This is a genomic window from Variovorax sp. GW821-FHT09B01 (assembly GCF_059418345.1).
Genome location: NZ_JBWKPQ010000002.1, coordinates 877,780 through 900,373, shown reverse-complemented (window position 1 = coordinate 900,373; position 22,594 = coordinate 877,780). Strand labels below are relative to the sequence as shown.

The window sequence follows — 22,594 nt, the reverse complement described above, 5'->3', positions numbered from 1 at the left end:
GGCCGAAGGAGCAGCATCTTGGAATACCGTCATCTGGGCCGATCGGGCCTCAAGGTCCCCGTCCTGAGCTTCGGCACCGGCACCTTCGGGGGCAAGGGCGAATTCTTCCAGGCCTGGGGCAGCACCGACGTGGCCGAGGCCCGCAAGCTGATCGACATCTGCATCGACGCGGGCGTCAACATGTTCGACAGCGCCGACATCTATTCGGGCGGCGCGGCCGAGTCGGTGCTCGGCGAAGCCATCAAGGGCCGGCCGCGCGACAAGCTGCTGATCTCGACCAAGGCCACCTTCCGCAGCGGCGAGGGCGTCAACGAGGTCGGCTCCTCGCGCTACCACCTGGTCGCCGCGGTCGACGCCGCGCTCCAGCGCCTGGGCACCGACTACATCGACCTGTTCCAGCTGCACGGCTTCGATGCCGCCACGCCGGTGGAAGAGACGCTCTCGACGCTCGACGACCTGGTGCGCGCCGGCAAGCTGCGCTACGTGGGCGCCTCCAACTTCTCGGGCTGGCACCTGATGAAGTCGCTGGGCGTGGCCGATCGTTACGGCTATCCGCGCTACGTGGCGCACCAGGCCTACTACTCGCTGGTGGGCCGCGACTACGAATGGGAGCTGATGCCGCTGGCGCAGGACCAGGGCGTGGGCGCGGTGGTGTGGAGCCCGCTGGGCTGGGGCCGCCTCACCGGCAAGATCCGCCGCGGCCAGCCGCTGCCGGCCAACAGTCGCCTGCACGTCACGGCAGACATGGGCCCGCCGGTGCCCGACGAGCTGCTCTACCGCGTCGTCGATGCGCTCGAGAAGATCGCCGGCGAGACCGGCAAGACGGTGCCGCAGGTGGCGCTGAACTGGCTGCTGCAGCGCCCGACGGTGTCGAGCGTGGTGATCGGCGCGCGCGACGAGCAGCAGCTGCGCCAGAACCTCGGCGCGGTGGGCTGGAACCTCACGAAGGAGCAGGTGGCCGAGCTCGACGTGGCCAGCACGACGACGCTGGCCTATCCGTACTGGCACCAGCGCGGCTTCGCGGAGCGCAACCCGGCGCCGGTCTGATCGGGCTCAGCCCTTCTCGGGCGTCAGGCTCAGCACCCAGCGCTTGAAATGCTCGAGCGCCCCCGAGGCCGGCCGGCCCTCGGGATAGGCGAAGTAGTAGCCCTGGCTCACGTCGAGGCTGCGGTCGATCGGGATCACGAGCTCGCCGGTGCGCAGCTCGTGCTGGATCAACAGGCGCGGCGCCAGGCCCACGCCCATGCCGGCCGCGGTGGCGGCCGTCACCATGGTGAAGAGCTCGTAGCGCGGCCCGCGCGAGGCATGCACCGTGTAGTCCCAGCCCTGCTGCGCATACCAGTCGCGCCAGGCATGGGCGCGCGTGCTCAGGTGCACGTGGCGGCAGCGCGCGAACGCGGCCTCGTCCCAGGGGCCGTTGGCATCGCGGAAGGCCGGGCTGCACACCGGCACCATCTCGCCCTCGGAGAAGATGCGCCCGCCGCGCGTGTCGGGCCAGAACTGGTCGCCGAAGTAGATCGCGGCGTCGTAGGCGTTCTCCTGGAACGAGAAGGGCTGCGAGCGCGCCGACAGGTTGACCGTGATGTTGGGATGCAGCCGGCTGAAATCGGGCAGGCGCGGAATCAGCCACTGGGTCGCGAAGGTGGGCACCACCGCCACCTCGAGCACGAAGCCCATGTCGTGGCCGGCGGCGATCTCCAGCGTGTCGCGCCGGATCTGGTCGAGGTGGCGGCGGATGCGCGCCGCGTACTCGCGGCCCACGTCGGTCAGGGTGAGCCGGCGCCGCACGCGCGAGAACAGCGCCACGCCGAGCCGCTGCTCGAGCATCGCCACCTGGCGGCCGACCGCGCTCTGCGTGAGCGCCAGTTCGCTCGCGGCGCGCGTGAAGCTGCCCAGCCGCGCCGAGGCCTCGAAGGCCTGCAGCGCGCCGAGGTTGGGTATGTCTTTTCTCATCTCGCCTGCTTGTCCTGGTGGGCCGATTCTGGCGCGGCCCGCTTTCCGTCAACCAAAGCATTCATCGCATCACCGATCCGGAGGGCTTCCTTCCGGGATCGCACAACGTCGTGCGCATTGAGCGTTTGTTGCGCCCGCCAGCGCGACTCTATTCTGCGTTCGGGCCTCCAGCGCGGCCCGCACGCACAAACACAAGGAGACTTTCGATGACCGCTTCGCGCGTATCGCTGCGGCGCCATGCCGCCGTCTCGGCCTGCCTGCTGGTCGGCGTCCTGGCGCTGCCGGCCTGGGCCCAGTCCGAGCAGACGGTGCTGATCGGCCATGCCGGCCCGCTCACGGGCGGCGCCGCCCACTGGGGCAAGGACAACGACAACGGCGCGCGGCTCGCAGTGGAGGACCTCAACAGGCAGAACCTGCTGATCGGCGGCAGGAAGATCAAGTTCGTGCTGCAGTCCGAGGACGACCAGGCCGATCCCAAGCAGGCCATGGTGGTCGCCAACAAGCTGGCCGACATGGGCGTGAAGGGCATCCTCGGCCACTTCAATTCGGGCGCCGCCATCCCCGCCTCGGCCGTCTACAGCCGCGCCGGCCTGCCCGACGTGTCGACCGCCACCAACCCGAGCTTCACGAAGCAGGGCTACGACAACGTGTTCCGCATCCTCGCGAGCGACGACGACGTGGGCATGGCGATCGCGAACTACACGGTGAAGGAGCTCAAGGCCACGAAGATCGCCGTGATCGACGACCGCACCGCCTACGGGCAGGGCGCAGCCGAGGTGTTCGCGCGCGGCGTCAAGGCGCTGGGCGGCACCATCGTCGCGCAGGAGTACGGCAGCGACAAGGCGACCGACTTCATGGCGATCCTCACCAGCATCAAGGCCAGGCAGCCCGAGGTCGTGTTCTACGGCGGCATGGACGCGCAGGGCGGGCTGATCGCGCGGCAGATGAAGCAGCTCGGCATCACGGCCAAGCTGCTGGGCACCGACGGCCTGTGCACCAACGAGGTCGCCAGGATCAGCGGCGGCGCGGTCGACGGGCTGCTCTACTGCACGCGCGGCGGCAAGGAGGTCGAGAAGACCACCAGGGGCGCCGAGTTCGAGCAGCGCTACAAGGCGCGCTTCGGCGTCGACGTGCTGACCTACGCGCCCTACCTCTACGACGCGATGATGGCGCTGGCCGCCGGCATGCGCGAGGCCAACTCGGTCGAGCCCGCGGCCTACCTGCCGGCGATGCGCAAGGTGAAGTTCGACGGCGTGACCGGCGCCATCGCCTTCGATGCCAAGGGCAACCTGCAGAAGCCCGACTTCACCGTCTTCACCTACAAGGACGGCAAGCGCGTGCGCGTCGCCGGTTCCTGAGGCGGCCCCGGTGCGCACGCTCGATGCGGCCGAGACGGCCGCGGCCTTGCCCTGGGGACCGCTGGTCGAGGCGATGCTGCGGATGTTCGAGCGCGAACGCCGCGGCGAGGCACGGGCCGCGCCGCGCACCGCGGTGCCGCTTGCGGCCGGCGGCACGATGCTGCTGATGCCCGCGGCCGACGCCGACTTCGCCGCGCTCAAGACCGTGACCGTGCATGCGGGCAACGCGGCGCGCGGCCTGCCGGTGGTGCAGGGCGAGGTGGTGCTGTTCGATGCGGCCACCGGCACGCGGCTGCTCGCACTCGACGGCAATGTGCTGACCGCGCGGCGCACGGCGGCCCTGTCGCTGGCCGGCGCGATGCGGGCCGGGCGCAAGGGTGCGGAACGGGTGCTGCTGATCGGCGCGGGCGTGCAGGCGCGCGCGCATGCCGAGGCGCTGGCCGAACTGTGGGACGTGCGCCGGCTCGCGATCCATGCGCGCACTGCCGCCCATGCCGAGGACCTCGCGCGGCACATGCGTTCGCTCGGCGTCGAGGCGCAGGCGATCGCCGATCCGGACGCAGTCGCGCGCGAGGCCGACCTCGTCGTCGCCGCGACCAATGCGCTCGACCCCGTGGTGCCGCCCGATCTGCGCCCCGATGCCTGCGTGATCGCGATCGGCGCCTACCGCGCCGACATGGCCGAGGTGCCCGCCGCGCTGGTGCGCCGCGGCAGCGTGTTTGTGGATACGCTGGAGGGCGCGCGCCGCGAGGCCGGCGACCTGATCCGCGCCGAGGTCGATTGGCGCGCCGTGCAGGACTTCGCGCACGCGGTGCCCGCGGCGGCCGGCGCGCCGGTGCTGGTCAAGACCGTGGGCCATGCGCTGTGGGATCTGGCGGCGGCGCGGCTGGCGCATGACGAAGAAAAGTGAAGATGACGAGCGAAGCGAAAGGCATTCCATGCGGCGTGTGGTGATCATCGGCGGCGGAGCCATCGGCTCGGCCACCGCCTATTTCCTGACCCGCGATCCGGCGCAGGAGCCCTTCGAGGTCACGGTGGTCGAGCGCGACTTCTCGTACAGCCAGGCCTCCTCGGCGCTGTCGGCCAGCTCGATCCGCCAGCAGTTCTCGACCGCCATCAACATCGAGATGTCGCGCTACGGCATCGACTTCTTCCGCAGCCTGGGCCAGACGCTGCGCGTGGGCGACGACGAACCCGACATCGGTCTGGTCGAGCCCGGCTACCTCTACCTGGCCTCCGCGGCGGGTGAGGGCGTGCTGCGCGAGAACCATGCGCTGCAGAAAGCGCATGCGGTCGACGTGGCGCTGCTCACCCCCGAGGAGTTGAAGACCCGCTTTCCGTGGCTCGACACGGAGGGCGTGGCGCTGGGTTCGCTGGGGCTCTCGGGCGAGGGCTGGTACGACGGCTACAGCCTGCTGCAGGCCTTCCGCAGGAAGGCCGTGTCGCAGGGCGTGCGCTACGTGCAGGCGCGGGCGACCGGGCTGCAATGCGAAGGGCGCCTCGTGCGCGGCGTCGTGCTCGCCGATGGCCAGACCCTGCCGGCCGACGTGGTCGTCAATGCCGCGGGCGCCTGGGCCGCGACGGTGGCGCGCTGGGCCGGCATCGACCTGCCGGTGCGCGGCCGTCGGCGCAGCGTGTTCAGCTTCTCGTGTCCCGACGCCTTGCCCGGCTGCCCGCTGGTGATCGACACCTCGGGCATCTGGCTGCGCCCCGAGGGCCGCCAGTTCATCTGCGGCTTCGCGCCGCCCGAGGACCAGGACCCCGACGACGCCGCGCTCGAGGTCGAGTACGAGGCCTTCGACAGCTTCATCTGGCCCGCGCTGGCCGAACGCGTGCCGGCCTTCGAAGCCATCCGCATGACCGGCGCCTGGGCCGGCTACTACGAGATGAACCTGTTCGACCACAACGCCATCCTCGGCCTGCACCCCGACTGCGACAACCTCTACTTCGCCAACGGCTTCTCGGGCCATGGTCTGCAGCAATGCCCGGCGGCGGGGCGCGGCGTGGCCGAGCTGATCCGCTTCGGCGGTTACCGCAGCCTCGACCTGTCGGCCGTGGGCTTCGAACGCATCCTGCGCAACGCGCCGCTCTTGGAGCGCAACGTCATCTAGGGGCAAGCCTCGCGGGCGTAGGATGGCCCCCGAAAGGTGTCCCGACATGACCGCCAAGACATTGACCGACACGGCCGCCGCGCTGCTGGCCGCCGACAAGGGCCTGCTCGCGATGGACGAGAGCAACGCCACCTGCAACAAGCGCTTCGCCGCGCTCGGCATTCCGCAGACCGAGGCGGCGCGGCGCGACTGGCGCGAGCTGATCGTCACGGCGCCGGGGTTGTCCGACAGCATCGGCGGCGCGATCCTGTTCGACGAGACGCTGCGCCAGACCACCAACGCCGGCATGCCCTTCGCGCAGGCCCTGGCCGCCGCGGGCATCGTGCCGGGCATCAAGGTCGACACCGGCGCCAAGCCGCTTGCGGGCCATTCGGGCGAGACCGTGACCGAGGGCCTCGACGGCCTGCGCGAACGGCTGGCCGAGTACGCAGGCCTGGGCGCGCGCTTCGCCAAGTGGCGCGGCGTGATCGCGATCGGCGCGGGCCTGCCCAGCCGTGCCTGCATCCGCGTCAACGCCCATGCACTCGCGCGCTATGCGGCGCTGTGCCAGGAAGCCGGGCTGGTGCCGATCGTCGAGCCCGAGGTGCTGATGGACGGCGACCATTCGCTCGCGCGCTGCGCCGAGGTCACGGAAGAAGTGCTGCACCGCACCTTCGCCGAGCTGCGCGCGCAGGGCGTGCTGCTCGAGGGCATGCTGCTCAAGCCGAACATGGTGCTGCCAGCACAGAACGCCGCCGTGCAGGACGACGTGGCCGCGGTGGCCGATGCCACGGTGCATTGCCTGCTGCGCAGCGTGCCCGCCGCGGTGCCGGGCGTGGCCTTCCTCTCGGGCGGGCAGTCGGCACAGCTCGCCTCGGCGCGGCTCAATGCGATGAATGCCCGCTTCGGCGCGCGGCTTCCGTGGGCGCTGAGCTTCTCGTTCTCGCGCGCGGTGCAGCAGCCCGCGCTCGAGCTTTGGAAGGGCGACCCGGCCCGTGTGGCCGAGGCGCAGAAGGCCTTGGTGTTCCGTGCGCGCTGCAACCGGGCCGCGCGGCGCGGCACCTACGATGCGCGCAACGACGCGCCGCTGTAGGCCGCCCCCTCATTTCCCATCCCTTCAGAAAAAGAGACGAGACGCTTCATGGACTTCCAGGACCAGTACCGCCGCAAGCGCGCGAGCGCCGCCGATGCCGTGCGCCAGGTGCGCAACGGCGACATGATCATCGTGCCCACCGGCGTGGGCGAGCCGCCCGCGCTGCTCGAGGCACTGTCGGAACAGCGGCGCGATTTCCGCAACGTCAAGGTCGCGCAGATCCTCGCGATGCGCAAGTACGCCTACATCGATCCCGAGACGGTGGCGCACGTGCGCCATGTCGCGCTGTTCTTCGGCGGCGCCACGCGCGCGGGCGGGCAGGAGGGCTGGATCGATTTCCTGCCCAACTACTTCTCGGAGATCCCGGCGCAGATCGAGCGCGGCCAGATTCCGGCCGACGTGGTCTTCAGCATGGCCTCGCCGATGGACGCGCACGGCTACTTCGCGCTGAGCCTGGGTGCGGACTACACGATGGCCGCCGTGGCCAAGGCGCGCGCGGTGGTGCTCGAGGTCAACCCGAACGTGCCCTTCGCGCATGGCGCCTGCCATGTGCACGTGTCGCAGGTGGCGGCACTGGTCGAGAGCGAGGCGCCGGTGCTCGAGGTGGGCCTGCCCAAGATCGGCCCGGTGCAGCAGGCCATCGGCAAGTACGTGGCCGAGCGCATCGACGACGGCTCGACCTTGCAGATTGGCTATGGCGGCATTCCCGACGCGGTGGTGATGCAGCTCACGGCCAAGCGCGACCTCGGCATCCACACCGAGATGATCGGCGACGGCATCCTCACGCTGGTGGAGAGCGGCGCCGTGACCAACCGGCGCAAGAGCCACCTGCCGGGCAAGTCGATCGCGACCTTCGCGCTGGGCTCGAGCAAGCTCTACCGCTTCATGGACCGCAACCCGGCGCTCGAGATGCATCCGGTGAACTTCACCAACGACCCGGCGCTCGCGGGCCTCAACGACAACCTGGTCGCGATCAACGCCACCATGCAGATCGACCTGCTGGGCCAGTGCGGTTCCGAGAGCCTGGGTCACGCGCCGTACTCGGGCACGGGCGGCCAGTCGGACTTCGTGCGCGCGGCCAACCGCTCGCGCGGCGGCAAGGCTTTCATCGTGCTGCCCTCGACCGCCAAGGGCGACACCATCTCGCGCATCGTGCCTTCGCTGTCGCCCGGCACGCACGTGAGCACGAGCAAGAACGACATCGACTACGTGGTGACCGAGCATGGCGTGGCGCAACTGCGCGGCAAGTCGGCCAAGCAGCGCGCGCGCGAGCTGATCGCGATCGCGCATCCGGCGTTTCGCGCGGAGCTGGAAGAGCAGGCGGGGCGGCTGAGGCTGCTCTAACGCTGTTACGGCGCGTGGCCGACTGCCGTCAGCTCGCCTTCGCCGCGCTCACCAGCGCCGGCGCCGAGCGATAGCTCTCGGGAAAGAGCTTCTTCAGATCGTCGATCTTCGGCCAGTCGTTAACGACGATGTAGCCGTGGTCCGGGTGCTTGGTGAGGAAGTCCTGGTGGTAGTCCTCGGCGGCGTAGAAGGGCTTGCCCGTCTCGATGGTTGTGGCGAGCGGCTTGCCGAAGGTCCTGGCCTGGTTCAACTGGGCGATGTAGGCCTTCGCGATGCGCGCCTGCTCGGCGTTCTCGGCGAACACGGTGGAGCGGTACTGAGTGCCGGTGTCGGGGCCCTGGCGGTTGAGCTCGGTCGGGTCGTGCGCGACCGAGAAATAGATCTGCAACAGCTTGCCGTAGCTGATCTGCTTGGGGTCGTAGGTGATGCGCACCGATTCGGCATGGCCGGTGCGGCCCGAGCCGACCTCGTCGTACTTGGCGGTCTTCGCATCGCCACCCGCATAGCCCGAGACGGCGTTGCTCACGCCCTGCACGCGCTGGAACACGCCCTGCACGCCCCAGAAGCAGCCGCCCGCGAAGACGGCGGTTTCGGTCTTAGCGGCGGGTGGTGCCACGAGGTCGGCGGTGGGAGCGGGCACGCGGCGCGCCGGTTCGGCCGAGGAGGGCACGGCATGCCAGACCAGGGCCGCGGCGGCGAGGGTGGCGGCGGTGAATGCGAGGGATTTCATGGGTGGTCCTTGAGGGGAGGTTGCCGCGCGGGCGCGGCCGCCGGAGGCGACATTGCCGCCGATTCCGGCGGCCGTCAATGCCGCGTCCGGTTCGGGCGTCCTTTTCCTACTTCTTCATCTCGTCCTTGCCCATGGCATCCTTCTTCATGCCATCCTTGGACATGGAGTCTTTGGCCATCGAGTCCTTCTTCATGCCGTCTTTCGACATGGAGTCCTTCGCCATCGAATCCTTCTTCATGGCGTCCTTGGACATCGAGTCCTTGGCCATGCCATCCTTGGCCATCTCGTCGGCGGCAAAGGCGGAGGCGCCGGCAAAGGCCAGGCAGGTGGCGAGCAGGGTTGCGCTGAGCTTGTTCATTGGGAAGTCTTTCGGGTTGAGTTTCACTTTTCAAGAGAGGCGCGGTTCGTCGAGGAACACGGCCTCGCGCTTTCATCGGCAGTCGAATCGTCGCGGGCGACGACTCAGCTCCCTCCGAACCAGTTGTAGCCCTGGTCTTCCCAGTAGCCACCTGAATAGGTATTGCTGACGAACATCGCCTGGATATGCTTGGGGTTCTTGTAGCCAAGCTTGGTGGGCATCCGCAGCTTCATCGGAAAGCCATACTTCGGCGGCAGCACCTCGCCGTCGTAGGTCAGCGCCAGCAGGGTCTGCGGATGCAGCGCAGTCGCCATGTCGATGCTGGTGTAGTAGTCGTCGGCGCACTTGAAGCCGACGTAGCGCGCGGTGGTGTCGGCGCCGACATGGCGCAGAAAATCGGCGAAGCGCACGCCGCCCCAGCGGCCGATGGCGCTCCAGCCTTCCACGCAGATATGGCGTGTGATCTGCTCGTGCTGCGGCATGGCGCGCAACTCGGGCAGGGTCCAGCGGCGCTTGTCGGCGACCAGGCCGGTCACCTCGAGCCGGTAGCTTTCCCCGTCGACCTCGCGGACCTCGTCCTCGCCGTAGTAGGCATTGAACGGAAACGGCCGCGTGATCATCGAGGCGGGATAGGTCTCGGCGAGTTGCGTGGGGCTGAAGATCAGGCCCTGCACCTTGTCGTTGATGCGCGAGATCTTCGAGAGCGCGGCTTCGACGTGGCTGTCGTCGCTGATGCTGCAGCCTGTGAGCAGCGACAGGCCACCCAGGGTCAATGAGCGTTGCAGGAAGGCGCGGCGTGCGGGGTGCTCCACCTTCTTCGCGATCAATGCTCGGGCTTCCTGGACCACTGCTTCGCTGTCGACGCCGGTCATCTTGGGGGCTTTGAAGATTCTCATGTCTGGCTTTGGTTGTTGGGGGTCGGGGCGCGTGCACAGGACAGCGGGTACTTCCCTCCGCGAATGTCCCCCGCCTTCGGCTCCTCCTTTATTTCGCTGCGGGAAGCACCCACTGCCCTGTGCACGTGGGCGCAGCAGTTGTGCAACCGGTTCGACCGGCGCGTCCCAGGCGCACGTCGATGGGGTACTCCCCGCAGCGAAATAAAGGAGGAGGCCGCAGGCCGGGGGACATTCGCGGAGGGGAGTACCCCGTCGGCGTGAGCCCACCCCGAACGCAGCACATCAAGAGCCAGGGCGTTCATTTCGGACCCCGAGAAGAACGGCCCCAAACCATGGCGAGCAAGGTGCGCGGAACCAGCGCCACCATCACCAGATGCACCACGACAAAGGCAACCAAAGAGGCCATCCCGAAGAAGTGAATGCGCCGTGCGAACTCGTAGCCACCCAACAGATCACGCAACACAGCGAACTGCACCGACTTCCAGAGCACCAGCCCCGACAGCACGATCACCACGATGTCGAGCATCACGAACAGATAGGCCAGCCGCTGCACGTTGTTGTAGCGGCGCGGATCGGCATGCGAGAGCCGCCCCTTGAGCGCCGACAGCGCGTCGTGCCACACACCGGCGGGCGTGACCGGAAAGAACTTGGTGGCCAGCCGTCCGCTTGCGATGTTGAGCGCCAGGTAGACGAAGCCGTTGAACACCAGCAGCCACATCGCCGCGAAGTGCCATTGCAGCGCGCCGCCGAGCCAGCCGCCGAGCGTGATCTCGGTCGGGATGCGGAACGGCAGGAAGGGGGCCGCGTCGTAGATGCGCCAGCCGCTCGTCACCAGCACCAGCACCGCGAGCGCGTTGAGCCAATGCGTGATGCGCATCCACAGCGGATGGATGGGACGGCTGTCCGGGGTGGCGAGGGCGGTGCTGTTCATGGAGCGGATTCTTGGGCCCACCCCCTGGCCGATTCATCACGCAAAGTTCAAAGAATCGTGATAACTCGGGAATCCGTATCGCGGGACAATCGGCGCCATGGACACCCCCAAGCGCGTGCTGCTGGTCGAAGACGACGCCCATATCGCCGAATTGCTGCGCATGCACCTGCGCGACGAAGGCTATGCGGTGGTGCATGCGGCCGATGGGCACGCGGGCCTGCGTGAACTGGAGCGCGGCCAGTGGGACGCGCTGGTGCTCGACCTCATGCTGCCCGGCATCGACGGGCTCGAGATCTGCCGCCGCGCACGCGCCATGGCACGTTACACCCCGATCATCATCATCAGCGCGCGCTCGAGCGAGGTGCACCGCATCCTCGGCCTCGAGCTCGGCGCCGACGACTATCTGGCCAAGCCCTTCTCGGTGCTCGAGCTGGTGGCGCGCGTGAAGGCGCTGATCCGCCGCACCGATGCGCTGGCGCGCAATGCGCGGCTGGAGTCGGGCAGCCTCGCGCTCGGCAACCTCGAGATCGAGCCGCTCGCACGCGAGGTGCGCGTGGACGGCAAGCCCATCGAGCTCACGCCGCGCGAGTTCGACCTGCTGTACTTCTTCGCGCGCCACCCGGGCAAGGTGTTCTCGCGGCTCGACCTGCTCAACCAGGTCTGGGGCTACCAGCATGACGGCTACGAGCACACCGTCAACACCCACATCAACCGGCTGCGCACCAAGGTCGAGGCCGACCCGGCCGCGCCGCGGCGAATCCTCACCGTCTGGGGCCGCGGCTACAAGCTCTCGGCCACGGCCGATGGCAAGGACGAGGGCGCCGCATGATGGGCTGGGCCACGCTCTCGCGCCGGCTGTCGCTGGTGTTCGCGCTGCTGCTGCTGGTGTGCTGCGGCGCCTCGGCCTGGCTGCAGGTGCGCGCGAACGGGCGTCACGAGCAGGAGGTGATCCAGCGCCTGTCGGGCGGCCTGGCCGCGCACATCGCCGAGAACGCCGAGTTGATGCGCCCGGGCGGGCTCGACCCGGCCGCGGTCAAGCGGCTGTTCGACCAGCTGATGGCCGTCAACCCCAGCGTCGAGGTCTACCTGCTCGCGCTCGACGGCCGCATCGAGGCCCAGGCCGCGCCCGAGGGACACCTCAAGCGCGATCGCGTCGACCTCGCGCCCGTGCGGCGCCTGCTGGCCGGCGCGCCGATGCCGATCCTCGGCGACGATCCGCGCAACCTGCAGACCGCCAAGGTCTTCAGCGCCGCGCCGCTGCGCATGGACGGCCGCGACGCCGGCTATGTCTACGTCGTGCTGCAGGGCGAGGACCACGATGCGCTCGCCGCGCACGTGGCGGCCGACAACGCGCTGCGCACCACGCTGTGGTCGATGGGGCTGGTGGCGCTGCTCGGGCTGGTCGCGGGCACGGCCGCGTTCTGGCTCATCACGCGGCCGCTGCGCGAGCTCACGGCCGCGGTGCGGCGCTTCGAGACCGAGGGCATCGATGCGATCGAGGGCCAGGCGCCGACGCTGGAGCGCATCGCGCGCGGCGGCGGCGAGATCGCCTTGCTGGCACAGGCCTTCGCGCAGATGACGCGGCGCATCGCCGAGCAGTGGCGCGAGCTCACCTTGCAGGACCAGCAGCGGCGCGAGCTGTTCGCCAACGTCTCGCACGACCTGCGCACGCCGCTGACCTCGCTGCACGGCTACCTCGAGACCCTGCGGCTGAAGGCCGGCACGCTCGACGAGGAGGAGCGCCGCCGCTACCTCGACATCGCGCTCGACCAGAGCCGCAAGGTGGGGCGGCTCGCGCAGGAGCTGTTCGAGCTGGCGCGGCTCGAGTACGGCGTGGTCAAGCCCGAGAAGGAGAGCTTCGCGCTGGCCGACCTGGTGCAGGACGTGTTCCAGAAGTTCGAGCTCGCGGCCGAGTCGCGGCAGCAGAAGCTGCGTCCCGACATCGCGCCGGGCCTGCCGGTGGTGTCGGCCGACCTCGGGATGATCGAGCGCGTGCTGACCAACCTGCTCGACAACGCGATCCGCCACACGCCGGCCGGCGGCGAGATCGTGGTGCAGCTGCGGGCGGCCACCGGCGACGAGGGCACGGGCGTGACGGTGCAGGTCAGCGACACCGGGCCCGGCATTCCGCGCGAGCTGCAGCCCGGCCTGTTCAAACGCCCGGCGTTCACCGGCAGCGTGCGCAGCGATGGCTCGGCCGGCGGCGGGCTGGGGTTGGTGTTCGTGCAGCGCATCCTGCAGCTGCATGGCAGCGACATCCGCTTGGTGCCGCAGGCGGGGCGCGGCGCAGTGTTCCGCTTCCGGCTCTCGGGCGCCTGAGCACGGGGCGCATCGGTGCAAGCGCCGGTTGCGCGCGCGGCGGCCGATGCTACAAGCGGATGCGGGATGCAGGCACGTCGACCTGTGCCCGACGATCCACCCAGGAGACACCGCCCATGCCCGACTTCCGCACCGTCGTCATCGACCAGGACCCGCAGCATCCGCGCATCGCGCGCCTCGTGCTCAACCGCCCCGAGAAGCTCAACGCCATCGCCGAGACCACGCCCACCGACATCCGCCATGCGGTGGAGTGGGCGCAGGCCGAGGACGCGGTGCACGTGATCGTGGTCGAGGGCGCGGGCCGCGCCTTCTGCGCCGGCTACGACCTCGGCGACTATGCCGAGGGCCACGGCCGCGAGGGGCAGGGCGAGCATCCGTGCCGGCAGGAGAAGACGCCCTGGGACCCGATGCTCGACTACGCCGCGATGAAGCGCAACACCGACGACTTCATGGCGCTGTGGCGCTGCACCAAGCCGACCATCGCCAAGGTGCATGGCTACGCGGTGGCCGGCGGCAGCGACATCGCGCTGTGCTGCGACCTGCTGACCATGGCCGACGATGCGCGCATCGGCTACATGCCCACGCGCGTGTGGGGCTGCCCGACCACGGCCATGTGGACCTACCGGCTCGGCGCGCTGCGCGCCAAGCAGCTGATGTTCACCGGCGACACCATCGACGGCGCGCACGCGGCCGACTGGGGCCTCGCCAACTTCGCGGTGCCGGCCGATGAGCTCGACGCCGCCACGCTGAAGCTGGCGCTGCGCATCGCGGGTGTGCCGCGCTCGCACCTGATGATGCACAAGCTGGTGGTCAACCAGGTCTGGCACTCGATGGGACTCGAGCAGAGCCAGATGTTCGCCACCGTGTTCGACGGCATCACGCGCCACAACCCCGAGGGCATGTGGTTCCGCCGCCAGGCCGAGGCCGAGGGCTTCAAGAGCGCGGTGCAGTGGCGCGACAGCGGGCGCGACATCCCCGAAGGCGACGAGGCGAGGGCGCTGATCGCCGCGCTCGAGGCGAAGCTGGCCGCGCGCTCCTGAGCGAGGCGCGGGGGCCGTGCATGTCACGGCGCAGACACATGGCCTCGCAATGATCCGACGCCCGCCAAGAACCCATAACAACGCGCGGCGGGTGGCGACGAATCCGTACCAGCCACACAGCGAGAGAGAGGGTCTCCCATGCAGTCATTTTCCCTGGCCAGGATCGCCCTGGCGGTCAGCGCCTGCGCGCTCATGAGCGCTTGCGGCGGAGGCGGCGGCAACGCCGTCTTCCCGATCCTGCCGCCCGCACCGGCCCCCGCGCCGCCGGCACCGCCGCCGCCCGCGCCGGCCCCCGTGCCCGCCGCGCTCGTGATCGGGCACCGCGGCGAACCGGCCCAGCGGCCCGAACACACGCTGGCCTCGTACCAGCAGGCCATCGACGACGGCGCCGACTTCATCGAACCCGACCTCGTGCCGACCAGGGACGGCGAGCTGGTGGCGCGCCACGAGAACGCGATCGCCATCGTCGACGCCGGCGGGAACGTGCTCGAAGCCACCACCAACGTGATGGACGTGCCGAAGTTCGCGAGCCGCAAGACCACCAAGACCATCGACGGCCGCCAGGTCATCGGCTGGTTCACCGAGGACTTCACGCTGGCCGAGCTCAAGGAGCTGCGCGCGCGCGAGCGCATTCCGGCGCAGCGCCCGGCCAACGTGTCGTTCAACGACCAGTTCCATGTGCCCACGCTCGACGAGGTGATCGAGCTCGCGAAGGCGCAGTCGCAGGCCAAGGGCCGCACCATCGGCATCTATCCCGAGACCAAGCACCCGACCTACTTCCGCTCGATCGGCCTGCCGCTCGAGAACAAGCTGCTCGACACGCTGCAGAAGCACGGCCTGAACAAGGCCGAGGCGCCGGTGTTCGTGCAGTCCTTCGAGACCGGCAACCTGAAGGACGTGCGCCTGCGCAGCACGGTGAAGATCGTGCAGCTGATCGGCGGCTCGGGCGCGCCCTACGACCTCGTGGCGCTCGGCGACAAGCGCACCTATGCCGACCTCGTGAAGCCCGAGGGCCTGGCCGAGATCGCGACCTATGCGCAGGGCATCGGTCCCGACAAGTCGCGCGTGATCCCGGTGGTGGCCGGCAAGCTGGGCACGCCCACCACGCTGGTGAAGGATGCGCACGACAAAAAGCTGTTCGTCCACATCTACACGGTCCGGCCCGAGAACGCCTTCCTGCCCGACAGCCTCAAGAAGGAGCCCAAGGCCGACGGCACCGTGCACGGCGACACGGCGGCGGAGATCACCGCTTTCCTCGATGCCGGGATCGACGGGCTGTTCGTCGACAGCGCCGCGACCGCGGTGCCGGTGGTGAAGGCCTACAGCGCGCAGAAGCGCTGAAGGCGGGCGGGAACCGCCGCGCGGGCGGTTCCCGTTCGATGCACGTCAGCAGGGACGCGCGGCGGCGGCGCCGGGCCGCGTCAGCTGGCTGGTGCCGCTTTCGTCCACCGTGCCCAGCGGCCGTGTGAAGGTGCAGCCGTACTTCGGATCGGCCACCGTCGCCGCGGTCACCACGTTGTCGCCCGCGGGCTTCACGCCGTCGCGCTCCCACTTGATCATCGCGTCGAAGGCCTCGACCTGCTCGGCCAGCGTGAAGTCACAGTGCGAGATGCCGCGCACCGCGCGCTGCACCAGCCAGCTGGCGTTGCCCTTGGCCGCGACGCGCTTGTTGTAGATCTGCTCCATGCTGAAGGGCACGTAGAGATCGCCGAGCGTGTGCAGGCTCACCACCGGGATCTTGAACTCGCCGTTGGCCTTCGGGATCCAGCGCAGGCCGTCGCGGCGCAGCCGGTTGGCATCGGCCGCGGCGGTGAGCTTGATGACCGAGGCATTGAGCGCGGTCGAGCCCGCGGTGTCGCCCTCGATGGTGTAGGTGAAGCGGTTGGTGTCGAGCGTGTTCTTGTTGAGGATGCCGTTGACCGTGCCGTCGCTGCCGAACACGCCCCATACCGCGGCGAAGGAGCCGCCCGCGGTGAAGCCGAGGTCGAACATGGGACGCTTGCCGCCCGTGAGGTTCTCGACCACCGAGGCGAACTTCAGGCCGGTGGCCGTGGGCGCGCCCGGGAAGCTGGTGTAGAGCGTGCCGGTCACCTGCGCGGAGATGTCCGACCAGTTCACCGTCGGGTACTTCGGCAGTCCCGCCAGCGCCTGCGCCGTGACCTGCGCGCCCGCGAAGTAGTCGAACAGCTCGGTGTCGCCGACCACGCCGCACATCGGCACCGCGCCGTTGTAGCGCACCTTGTGGTTGGCCGTGGCATAGGCCTCGTCCTCGATCGCCGCGGCCGTGATGTGGCCGCCCATCGAGTGGCCCGTGATGTAGATCTTCGAGGGCGCGGCGAGCTCGCGGCCGTTGGCCTTGGCGATCTTGTTGAACTCCAGCGCCAGCGCGTTGGTGTCTTCCACGCCCACGCGCACGTCGTAGAAGTTCTTGCTGTAGCTCGAGGCGGCCCAGGCATAGCCGTTCTGGATCAGGTAGCGGCGGATCGAGGGATTGCTGACCGCGAGCACGTTGCCTTCGCCGGCATAGCCGTGCGCATACATCACGAGCTTGCCGTTCCAGTTGGCCGGCACCTCCACGCGGTAGGCCGCGCCGCCGAGCACGCCGGCCCAGCGGCTGGTGGTCGCGTTGTCGACCGTGTCGCCGGCCGCGGCGGCCAGCGCCGTGAAGGTGGTGGCCGCGGCATCGGCCGGCGCGAAGGAATTGCGGTCGTCCTGCGCGCGGCGCTCCTCGGGCGCGGGGGGCGGCGGGGGCGGTGCCGGCGGCGCGGGGGCGGGCGCGGGCGGCACGATCGGGAAAATGGCCCCACCGCCGCCTCCGCCGCCGCAGGAAGCGGCGGCGATGCTGGCGGCGATGACGATGAGCTTGAGGCGCGCGGAATGCATGGTTCGTTGTCTCCGTTTTCTGGGGGCGAGGAATGCCGGCCGCCTTCGTCCGGAGGTGCCCATGAGGCTGGCACGACCGTGCTTTTCTTGCGGACCGGCGGCGCAGCGTAGAGGCGCCGCCCCTGCAAACGGTGGGGGCTTTCCCGTAGCCGCTATCGCCTGCGCGACAGCGGCGCCGCGCGCGGCGCGCTCAGTTGCGCCGGCGCGTGACCGTCACCGTGGCCTCGAGGCCTTCGTAGGCCTCGGCCGGGCCGTACCAGCTGCCCGAGATCGGCGCGCCCTGGGCCGGGTCGCGCGTCACGCCGACGCGGATCAACTGGCCGCTGCCCATGAGGTTGTTGGTCGGGTCGAACGCGACCCAGCCCGCGCCCGGCAGGTAGGCCTGCAGCCAGGCGTGGGTGGTGCCGGCGCCGGTCATGGCCTCGCCCTTGGCCTGCACCGTGCTGTCGAGCGCGGCGTCGTAGATGTAGCCCGAGACGAAGCGCGTGGCGATGCCCAGGCGGCGCACCGCCTCCATCATCAGCAGCGCGTAGTCGCGGCAGCTGCCGCTGCCCAGCGCCAGCGTCTCGAGCGGCGTCTGCGTGCCTTCCTCGTCGCGCGCCAGGTACTCGAGGCTCTGGCCGATGTGGGCGTTCATGCGCGTGAGCACCTCGCGCGTGCTGTTGGGCTTGTCGGTGTGCAGGAACTGGTGGGCCCAGCGGATCAGCGTGCCGTCGGGGTCGTCGTGGTGCGGGCGCAGGTAGTGCTCGAGGTCGAGCCGGTCCTGCACCGAATAGGCGAAGGGCAGGAACTCCGCGGCCGGGTCGATCGCGAGCTGGTCCTGCGTGGCCGCGGGCACGGTCTCGATGGTGAAGGCGCAGACGATGCGCAGCTCGGTCGCTTCGCCCATCGGCTGCACCAGCGCCACCGAGTTGGAGTGCGGGTCCTGGATCAGCCGCGTGTGGGCCGACGGGCTCACCTGCAGGTCGGTGGCCAGCACGCGCAGGTCGTGGCTGTCGCGTGGCCGGAACATCACGCGGTGCAGCCCGAAGCTGACCGGCTCGTTGTAGCGGTAGATCGTGGTGTGGCGGATGTCGTACTGGGTGCTGGGCATGGGGCATTCTCCTGCGTTCGTGTGTCGCCGGACATGTCCGCGGTGATGGGACAGGCAGGACTGCCGCATAATCCGCGCCCCTTCGGCCCGCGTGGCCGCACCGTTCGCCCATGGAGGACCATGTACGCATCGACTTTCATCTTCGCCACCCGCCAGTTCGACGACGCCTTCCACCGGCTCGACCAGGCGATCGCCGAGGCCGCCCGCGCGCTGCCCGGCTACCTGGGCGAGGAGAGCTGGGAGAACAGCGCCAACGGGCTGGTGTCGAACGTCTACTACTGGCGCTCGCTCGAGGCGCTGCAGGCGCTGATGACGCACCCTTCCCATCTGAAGGCCAAGGCGGCGCAGGCGAACTGGCTCGATGGCTACCGGGTGGTGATCTCGGAGGTGGTGCGCAGCTACGGCGACGGCCGCATCGACCACCTGCTGCCCGCGCTCGACGCCGCGTAGCGGCCCTCAGGGCCGCGCGGTGCGCCGCGTATCGAGCGCCTTGGCCAGCGCCGCCGGCAGCGGCAAGGGCTCGCCATGCCACTGCGCGGCCAGCAGTTCGGCGCACAGCGCGGCGAAGCTGAGCCCGCGCGAGCCTAGCGCCGTGCAGGCCCACAGGCCCTTGTCTTCGGGCGCATCGCCGAGCGGCCCGACCAGCGGCCGGCGGTCGCCCGAGGCGCAGCGCACGCCAACCCAGGCCTGGGCCTCGCCGCGTGCGAAGGCCTGGTCGATCGATTCGGCGCTGGGCGGATGCAGCCGAGTGGCGCGTTCGCGCACGGCCTCGGCGTCGCTGTCGCGCGGCGCGAGGTCATGGCTGTCGCGGTCGAAGGTGGCGCCGGCCAGCCACAGCGGCGCGCCGCCATCGGGTTCGGGCACGCCGGCGATCAGGTGGCCGTCGCCGTTCACCGGCGCGGCGGGCAGCGCGGCCGCGTCGCTCCGGCCCCAGGCGACTTGGCCGCGCACCGGCTGCAGCGGCAGGCGCGGCGCCAGCAGGCCCGAGCCGTGGCCCATTGCGACCACCACACGGTCGGCCTCGGCCAGCACGCGGCCGTCTTCGGCCAGCAGGCGCCAGCCGCCGGTGGCCGCATCGCGCTCCAGCCGCTCGACGCGGCAGCCGCCGCGGAACGCGATGCCGGGCTCGCGCAGCCAGGCCTCGACCAGCGCACGCGGCCGCACCCAGGCGGCACGCGCATGCCACAGCGCGGGCGCTTCGGGCGGCAGGCCCGCGGCCGCGAGCTGCGCGGCGCTCGCGGGCCAGGATTCGTTGGGCCCGTCGGCCTGCCAGCCCGTGGGCATGCGCACATCGCCATCGGGCCGGCGCTCCAGCGTGCCGGTGCCGCGCCAGTCGCGGCCTTCTTCGAGGCGCTGCGCCAGTTCGTTCCAGGTGGCGCGGATGCCGGCGCGCGTGAGCCGCGAAAGCAGGGCGTCGTCGGGCGACACATGGGGCGCGAGCAGCCCCACGGGCAGGCCCGAAGCGCCTTCGGCCGGCCGCGCGGCGGCGTCGAGCACCTCGACCTGCCAGCCGCGCCGCGCGAGGCTGGCTGCCACGGCCGCGCCCGCGAGGCCGGCGCCGATCACGGCGCAGCGGCCCGGCGCTTCGACGGTCTCGGGCAGCGGCTCGCGCCGGCGCACGGTCCAGGCCGGCGCGAAGCGCGCGCCCAGGCAGTCGCGCTTGGGCGGCAGGCCGGGCCGGCGTTCGAGCTGGAAGCCGTTCTGCGCCAGCGCGTCGCGCACGGCGCGCGCATAGGTCCAGGTGCCGAGCAGGGTGCCCTGGCGCGCGAAGCGCGAGAGCGCCTTCAGCGTCTCGGGCGACCACATCTCGGGATTGCACTGCGGGCTGAAGCCGTCGAGGTACAGGCTCTCGGCCTCGAAGCGCTGGGCGCGCAGCATGGGCTGCACCTCGCCCACGCAGAGCGTGAGCAGCACCCGGCCGTCGTCGAAGGCCAGCCGATGGAAGCCCGGCAGCAGGCCGTGCCAGCGCGCGGCCAGCTCGCGTGCGAGCGGCGCGAGTTCCTCATAGGCGCCGGCGGCGCGCAGCAGGCTTTCGGCCGCGACCGGCCAGGCCTCGATCGAGACGAAGTGAAGCAGCCGCGGGCGTGCCGGATCGGCGCGCCATGCGGCCCAGGTCGCGAGGAAGTTGAGCCCCAGCCCGAAGCCGGTTTCGAGAATGCGCCACTGCGGCTGGCCGGCCCAGGCGGCCGGCAGGCCGCAGCCGCCGAGGAAGACGTGGCGCGACTGCGCGAGCGCGCCGGCCTCCGTGTGATAGATGTCGCCGAAGCGCTCGCTGTGCGGTGTGCCGTCCGTGCGCCAGGCGACCGGTTCGGCCGTCACTGCAAGTAGGTGCGCGGCCTCAGGCCGACGGCGGGACGTAGCCCTGGGCGACGTCGGCGCCCTCGCCGAAGAAGTGCTTCTCCATCTGGCGTGCCAGGTACTGGCGGGCGCGCTGGTCGGCGAGGTTCAGGCGGTTCTCGTTCACCAGCATGGTCTGCTGCTTGAGCCAGGCGGCCCAGGCTTCCTTGCTGACGCTCTCCCAGATGCGCTTGCCGAGTTCGCCGGGGTAGGGCGGGAAGTCGAGCCCTTCGGCTTCCTTGCCGAGCTTGATGCACTGAATCATGCGTGCCATGTCGATTGCCTTTGGGTGGGGGAGCGCGAAAAAGCTGCTCTTAGTTGATTTAGCTATTTAGAACTGAAAACTTGGTCGTTCCAGTTCCTATATGTCGTATTGAGAATACGCAGCTTCATTGATATGCCATTCGAGAACGACACCATGAGCCTCCGCCGCGACTTTATCAAGCTTTCCCTCGGTGCCGGCGTGGCCGGCGCCATGGCCCTGTCGGCGCTGCCGGCGTTCGCCCAGGGCAGCGCCGCCGGTCCGGTGACGCTGCTGAACGTCTCCTACGACCCCACGCGCGAGCTGTACGTGGACTACAACCAGGCCTTCGCCAAGTACTGGAAGGGCAAGACCGGCCAGGACGTGACGATCAAGCAGTCGCACGGCGGCTCGGGCAAGCAGGCCCGCTCGATCATCGACGGCATCGACGCCGACGTGGCCACGCTGGCCCTCGGCGGCGACGTCGACGCGCTGGTGACCCATGGCGGCCTGCTCAAGGCCGACTGGCAGAAGCGCCTGCCGCACAACTCGGCGCCCTACACCTCGACCATCGTGTTCCTGGTGAAGAAGGGCAACCCCAAGGGCCTGAAGGACTGGGACGACCTGGTCAAGCCCGGCGTGCAGGTGATCACCCCCAACCCCAAGACCTCGGGCGGCGCCCGCTGGAACTACCTCGCGGCCTGGGAATTCGCCAAGCGCAAGTACGGCGGCGATGCCAAGGCCAAGGAATACGTGGGCAACCTGTTCAAGAACGTGCCCGTGCTCGACACCGGCGCGCGCGGCTCGACCATCACCTTCGTCCAGCGCGGCGTGGGCGACGTGCTGCTGGCCTGGGAGAACGAAGCCTTCCTGGCGCTGAAGGAATTCGGCCCCGAGAAGTTCGAGATCGTGGTGCCGTCGATCTCCATCCTGGCCGAGCCCACCGTGGCGGTGGTCGACAAGGTGGTCGACAAGAAGGGCACGCGCGCCGTGGCCGAGGAATACCTGAAGTACCTGTATTCCGACGAAGGCCAGGACATCGCGGGCCGCAACTTCTACCGTCCGACCTCGGACAAGGCGAAGGCCAAGTACGAGAAGCAGTTCCCCAAGCTGACGCTGGTGACCATCGACCAGGCCTTCGGCGGCTGGGGCAAGGCCGACAAAGACCACTTCGCCGACGGCGCCTCGTTCGACCAGATCTACACCGCCAAGCAGAAGTAAGCGCGGCATTCGCCCCGCGGCGACCGACCCCGATGGCGCCCGCTGCGGCGGATGCCAGGGACCGGTTCGCTTCGACCCTTCCGATACCGCCACCCGAAAGCCTTCCGTGTCCGTTCTCCTGATTGCCGGCAGCCCCTCGGCGCCCTCGCGCTCCACCGCCTTGCTCGACGCGGTGGCCGAGCGCCTGGCGCGGCGCCATGCGCAGATCGAACGGCTCGCGATCCGCGACCTGCCGGCGCAGGCGCTGCTGCTGGCGGACTGGAACCATCCGGCCATCGTGCAGGCCATCGCCCAGGTGACGCGGGCCCGCGCCATCGTGGTGGCCACGCCGGTCTACAAGGCCGCCTACAGCGGCGTGCTCAAGGTCTTCCTCGACCTGCTGGCGCAGAACGCGCTCAAGGGCAAGACGGTGCTGCCGCTGGCCACCGGCGGCAGCCCGCACCACATGCTCGCGCTCGACTACGCGCTGCGGCCCGTGCTGCAGTCGCTGTCGGCGCGCCACATCCTGCCGGGCGTCTACGCGAGCGATTCGCAGATCGCGCTGACGCCCGAGAACGCCTACCAGGTGCACAACGACCTGGCGGAGCGGCTCAACGAGGCCGTCGAGGTGCTGGCAACCGAGGGGCTGAAGCTGCCGGCGACACACGGCTTCGAGCCGGTGCCGTTCTCGCGCGTGCGATGTAGCGTCTGAAGCCGGCCGGCGCACG

22 protein-coding genes are annotated in these 22,594 nt (G+C 69.9%); 13 read left to right on the top strand and 9 right to left on the bottom strand.

All coding sequences use genetic code 11. The features are described 5' to 3' along the window. Positions 1-18 precede the first annotated feature (18 nt). Positions 19-1,047, top strand: coding sequence for an aldo/keto reductase (locus AC07RV_RS11300; protein ID WP_296787610.1), 1,029 nt, complete (start codon positions 19-21; stop codon positions 1,045-1,047). A 6-nt stretch (positions 1,048-1,053) separates the two neighbouring features. Here the strand turns inward: AC07RV_RS11300 and AC07RV_RS11295 are convergent, their stop codons facing one another. Next, entirely contained in the window at positions 1,054-1,953 is a 900-nt protein-coding gene (locus AC07RV_RS11295; RefSeq protein WP_057596715.1) for a LysR substrate-binding domain-containing protein, read from the bottom strand. A gap of 206 nt (positions 1,954-2,159) precedes the next feature. Here AC07RV_RS11295 and AC07RV_RS11290 point away from each other — a divergent pair, with 206 nt between their 5' ends. Genes AC07RV_RS11290 through AC07RV_RS11270 form a run of 5 tightly spaced genes read left to right on the top strand, consistent with a single transcriptional unit; the run spans position 2,160 to position 7,838 of the window. Next, positions 2,160-3,311, top strand: a complete 1,152-nt coding sequence (locus AC07RV_RS11290) for a branched-chain amino acid ABC transporter substrate-binding protein (RefSeq protein ID WP_296787612.1) — start codon at positions 2,160-2,162, stop codon at positions 3,309-3,311. Positions 3,312-3,321: 10 nt separating this feature from the next. After that, the gene (locus AC07RV_RS11285; protein ID WP_296787614.1) at positions 3,322-4,221 is read left to right on the top strand and encodes a delta(1)-pyrroline-2-carboxylate reductase family protein; all 900 of its coding nucleotides are present in this window, start codon (positions 3,322-3,324) and stop codon (positions 4,219-4,221) included. 28 nt (positions 4,222-4,249) lie between these two features. Continuing rightward, positions 4,250-5,422 carry an NAD(P)/FAD-dependent oxidoreductase gene (locus tag AC07RV_RS11280; RefSeq protein WP_296787616.1) on the top strand — a complete coding sequence of 391 codons (1,173 nt, stop codon included), beginning with the start codon at positions 4,250-4,252 and terminating at the stop codon, positions 5,420-5,422. 46 nt (positions 5,423-5,468) lie between these two features. Continuing rightward, on the top strand, positions 5,469-6,494 hold the full coding sequence (locus AC07RV_RS11275; RefSeq protein ID WP_296787618.1) for a class I fructose-bisphosphate aldolase: 1,026 nt from the start codon (positions 5,469-5,471) through the stop codon (positions 6,492-6,494). Positions 6,495-6,542: 48 nt separating this feature from the next. Then, positions 6,543-7,838: an acetyl-CoA hydrolase/transferase family protein gene (locus tag AC07RV_RS11270; RefSeq protein ID WP_296787619.1), complete on the top strand. Its 1,296-nt coding sequence runs from the start codon at positions 6,543-6,545 to the stop codon at positions 7,836-7,838. 28 nt (positions 7,839-7,866) lie between these two features. Here AC07RV_RS11270 and msrA read toward each other — a convergent pair whose 3' ends face one another. From msrA to AC07RV_RS11250, 4 genes are all read right to left on the bottom strand, one after another. Next, positions 7,867-8,568 carry a peptide-methionine (S)-S-oxide reductase MsrA gene (msrA, locus tag AC07RV_RS11265; protein ID WP_296787621.1) on the bottom strand — a complete coding sequence of 234 codons (702 nt, stop codon included), beginning with the start codon at positions 8,566-8,568 and terminating at the stop codon, positions 7,867-7,869. 106 nt (positions 8,569-8,674) lie between these two features. Next, positions 8,675-8,926: a pentapeptide MXKDX repeat protein gene (locus AC07RV_RS11260; RefSeq protein ID WP_093341501.1), complete on the bottom strand. Its 252-nt coding sequence runs from the start codon at positions 8,924-8,926 to the stop codon at positions 8,675-8,677. A 104-nt stretch (positions 8,927-9,030) separates the two neighbouring features. Beyond that, complete coding sequence (locus AC07RV_RS11255; protein WP_296787623.1) at positions 9,031-9,822, bottom strand: molybdopterin-dependent oxidoreductase; 792 nt, start codon at positions 9,820-9,822, stop codon at positions 9,031-9,033. A gap of 298 nt (positions 9,823-10,120) precedes the next feature. Then, positions 10,121-10,753 (bottom strand): cytochrome b/b6 domain-containing protein, encoded by a 633-nt coding sequence (locus tag AC07RV_RS11250; protein WP_296787625.1) that lies wholly within the window; start codon positions 10,751-10,753, stop codon positions 10,121-10,123. Positions 10,754-10,850: 97 nt separating this feature from the next. On the opposite strand from AC07RV_RS11250, the gene AC07RV_RS11245 reads away from it, so the two are divergent. The 4 genes from AC07RV_RS11245 (at position 10,851) to AC07RV_RS11230 (ending at position 15,453) form a co-directional block, all read left to right on the top strand. Next, complete coding sequence (locus tag AC07RV_RS11245) at positions 10,851-11,582, top strand: response regulator transcription factor (RefSeq protein ID WP_093341507.1); 732 nt, start codon at positions 10,851-10,853, stop codon at positions 11,580-11,582. Beyond that, positions 11,579-13,072, top strand: a complete 1,494-nt coding sequence (locus tag AC07RV_RS11240) for a sensor histidine kinase (RefSeq protein WP_444689666.1) — start codon at positions 11,579-11,581, stop codon at positions 13,070-13,072. The genes AC07RV_RS11245 and AC07RV_RS11240 overlap by 4 nt, the downstream gene beginning before the upstream one ends. 116 nt (positions 13,073-13,188) lie before the next feature. After that, positions 13,189-14,112, top strand: coding sequence for a crotonase/enoyl-CoA hydratase family protein (locus AC07RV_RS11235; protein ID WP_296787627.1), 924 nt, complete (start codon positions 13,189-13,191; stop codon positions 14,110-14,112). Positions 14,113-14,250: 138 nt separating this feature from the next. Beyond that, complete coding sequence (locus AC07RV_RS11230) at positions 14,251-15,453, top strand: glycerophosphodiester phosphodiesterase (protein ID WP_296787629.1); 1,203 nt, start codon at positions 14,251-14,253, stop codon at positions 15,451-15,453. Positions 15,454-15,498: 45 nt separating this feature from the next. Here the strand turns inward: AC07RV_RS11230 and AC07RV_RS11225 are convergent, their stop codons facing one another. Next, positions 15,499-16,995, bottom strand: a complete 1,497-nt coding sequence (locus AC07RV_RS11225; protein WP_296787631.1) for an alpha/beta hydrolase family protein — start codon at positions 16,993-16,995, stop codon at positions 15,499-15,501. 190 nt (positions 16,996-17,185) lie between these two features. Beyond that, positions 17,186-18,088, bottom strand: coding sequence for a transglutaminase family protein (locus AC07RV_RS11220; RefSeq protein WP_093341516.1), 903 nt, complete (start codon positions 18,086-18,088; stop codon positions 17,186-17,188). A 120-nt stretch (positions 18,089-18,208) separates the two neighbouring features. Here AC07RV_RS11220 and AC07RV_RS11215 point away from each other — a divergent pair, with 120 nt between their 5' ends. After that, on the top strand, positions 18,209-18,538 hold the full coding sequence (locus tag AC07RV_RS11215; RefSeq protein ID WP_296787634.1) for an antibiotic biosynthesis monooxygenase family protein: 330 nt from the start codon (positions 18,209-18,211) through the stop codon (positions 18,536-18,538). A 6-nt stretch (positions 18,539-18,544) separates the two neighbouring features. Here the strand turns inward: AC07RV_RS11215 and mnmC are convergent, their stop codons facing one another. Then, positions 18,545-20,407 carry a bifunctional tRNA (5-methylaminomethyl-2-thiouridine)(34)-methyltransferase MnmC2/FAD-dependent 5-carboxymethylaminomethyl-2-thiouridine(34) oxidoreductase MnmC1 gene (gene mnmC / locus AC07RV_RS11210; RefSeq protein ID WP_296787636.1) on the bottom strand — a complete coding sequence of 621 codons (1,863 nt, stop codon included), beginning with the start codon at positions 20,405-20,407 and terminating at the stop codon, positions 18,545-18,547. Positions 20,408-20,426: 19 nt separating this feature from the next. Beyond that, positions 20,427-20,699 (bottom strand): oxidative damage protection protein, encoded by a 273-nt coding sequence (locus AC07RV_RS11205; RefSeq protein WP_093341520.1) that lies wholly within the window; start codon positions 20,697-20,699, stop codon positions 20,427-20,429. Positions 20,700-20,843: 144 nt separating this feature from the next. Between AC07RV_RS11205 and AC07RV_RS11200 the strand changes: the two genes are divergently transcribed. Both AC07RV_RS11200 and ssuE read left to right on the top strand, forming a co-directional pair. Then, positions 20,844-21,887, top strand: a complete 1,044-nt coding sequence (locus AC07RV_RS11200) for a sulfate ABC transporter substrate-binding protein (protein ID WP_093342412.1) — start codon at positions 20,844-20,846, stop codon at positions 21,885-21,887. A gap of 106 nt (positions 21,888-21,993) precedes the next feature. Continuing rightward, complete coding sequence (ssuE, locus tag AC07RV_RS11195; protein ID WP_208513968.1) at positions 21,994-22,578, top strand: NADPH-dependent FMN reductase; 585 nt, start codon at positions 21,994-21,996, stop codon at positions 22,576-22,578. Positions 22,579-22,594: the final 16 nt, after the last annotated feature.

What these genes read in the sequence shown, in the direction of transcription:
- AC07RV_RS11295 (WP_057596715.1), bottom strand. Translation starts at nt 1,953, where the DNA reads ATGAGAAAAGACATACCCAACCTCGGCGCGCTGCAGGCCTTCGAGGCC.
- AC07RV_RS11290 (WP_296787612.1), top strand. Translation starts at nt 2,160, where the DNA reads ATGACCGCTTCGCGCGTATCGCTGCGGCGCCATGCCGCCGTCTCGGCC.
- AC07RV_RS11280 (WP_296787616.1), top strand. Translation starts at nt 4,250, where the DNA reads ATGCGGCGTGTGGTGATCATCGGCGGCGGAGCCATCGGCTCGGCCACC.
- AC07RV_RS11275 (WP_296787618.1), top strand. Translation starts at nt 5,469, where the DNA reads ATGACCGCCAAGACATTGACCGACACGGCCGCCGCGCTGCTGGCCGCC.
- AC07RV_RS11270 (WP_296787619.1), top strand. Translation starts at nt 6,543, where the DNA reads ATGGACTTCCAGGACCAGTACCGCCGCAAGCGCGCGAGCGCCGCCGAT.
- msrA (WP_296787621.1), bottom strand. Translation starts at nt 8,568, where the DNA reads ATGAAATCCCTCGCATTCACCGCCGCCACCCTCGCCGCCGCGGCCCTG.
- AC07RV_RS11260 (WP_093341501.1), bottom strand. Translation starts at nt 8,926, where the DNA reads ATGAACAAGCTCAGCGCAACCCTGCTCGCCACCTGCCTGGCCTTTGCC.
- AC07RV_RS11255 (WP_296787623.1), bottom strand. Translation starts at nt 9,822, where the DNA reads ATGAGAATCTTCAAAGCCCCCAAGATGACCGGCGTCGACAGCGAAGCA.
- AC07RV_RS11250 (WP_296787625.1), bottom strand. Translation starts at nt 10,753, where the DNA reads ATGAACAGCACCGCCCTCGCCACCCCGGACAGCCGTCCCATCCATCCG.
- AC07RV_RS11245 (WP_093341507.1), top strand. Translation starts at nt 10,851, where the DNA reads ATGGACACCCCCAAGCGCGTGCTGCTGGTCGAAGACGACGCCCATATC.
- AC07RV_RS11240 (WP_444689666.1), top strand. Translation starts at nt 11,579, where the DNA reads ATGATGGGCTGGGCCACGCTCTCGCGCCGGCTGTCGCTGGTGTTCGCG.
- AC07RV_RS11235 (WP_296787627.1), top strand. Translation starts at nt 13,189, where the DNA reads ATGCCCGACTTCCGCACCGTCGTCATCGACCAGGACCCGCAGCATCCG.
- AC07RV_RS11230 (WP_296787629.1), top strand. Translation starts at nt 14,251, where the DNA reads ATGCAGTCATTTTCCCTGGCCAGGATCGCCCTGGCGGTCAGCGCCTGC.
- AC07RV_RS11225 (WP_296787631.1), bottom strand. Translation starts at nt 16,995, where the DNA reads ATGCATTCCGCGCGCCTCAAGCTCATCGTCATCGCCGCCAGCATCGCC.
- AC07RV_RS11220 (WP_093341516.1), bottom strand. Translation starts at nt 18,088, where the DNA reads ATGCCCAGCACCCAGTACGACATCCGCCACACCACGATCTACCGCTAC.
- AC07RV_RS11215 (WP_296787634.1), top strand. Translation starts at nt 18,209, where the DNA reads ATGTACGCATCGACTTTCATCTTCGCCACCCGCCAGTTCGACGACGCC.
- AC07RV_RS11205 (WP_093341520.1), bottom strand. Translation starts at nt 20,699, where the DNA reads ATGGCACGCATGATTCAGTGCATCAAGCTCGGCAAGGAAGCCGAAGGG.
- AC07RV_RS11200 (WP_093342412.1), top strand. Translation starts at nt 20,844, where the DNA reads ATGAGCCTCCGCCGCGACTTTATCAAGCTTTCCCTCGGTGCCGGCGTG.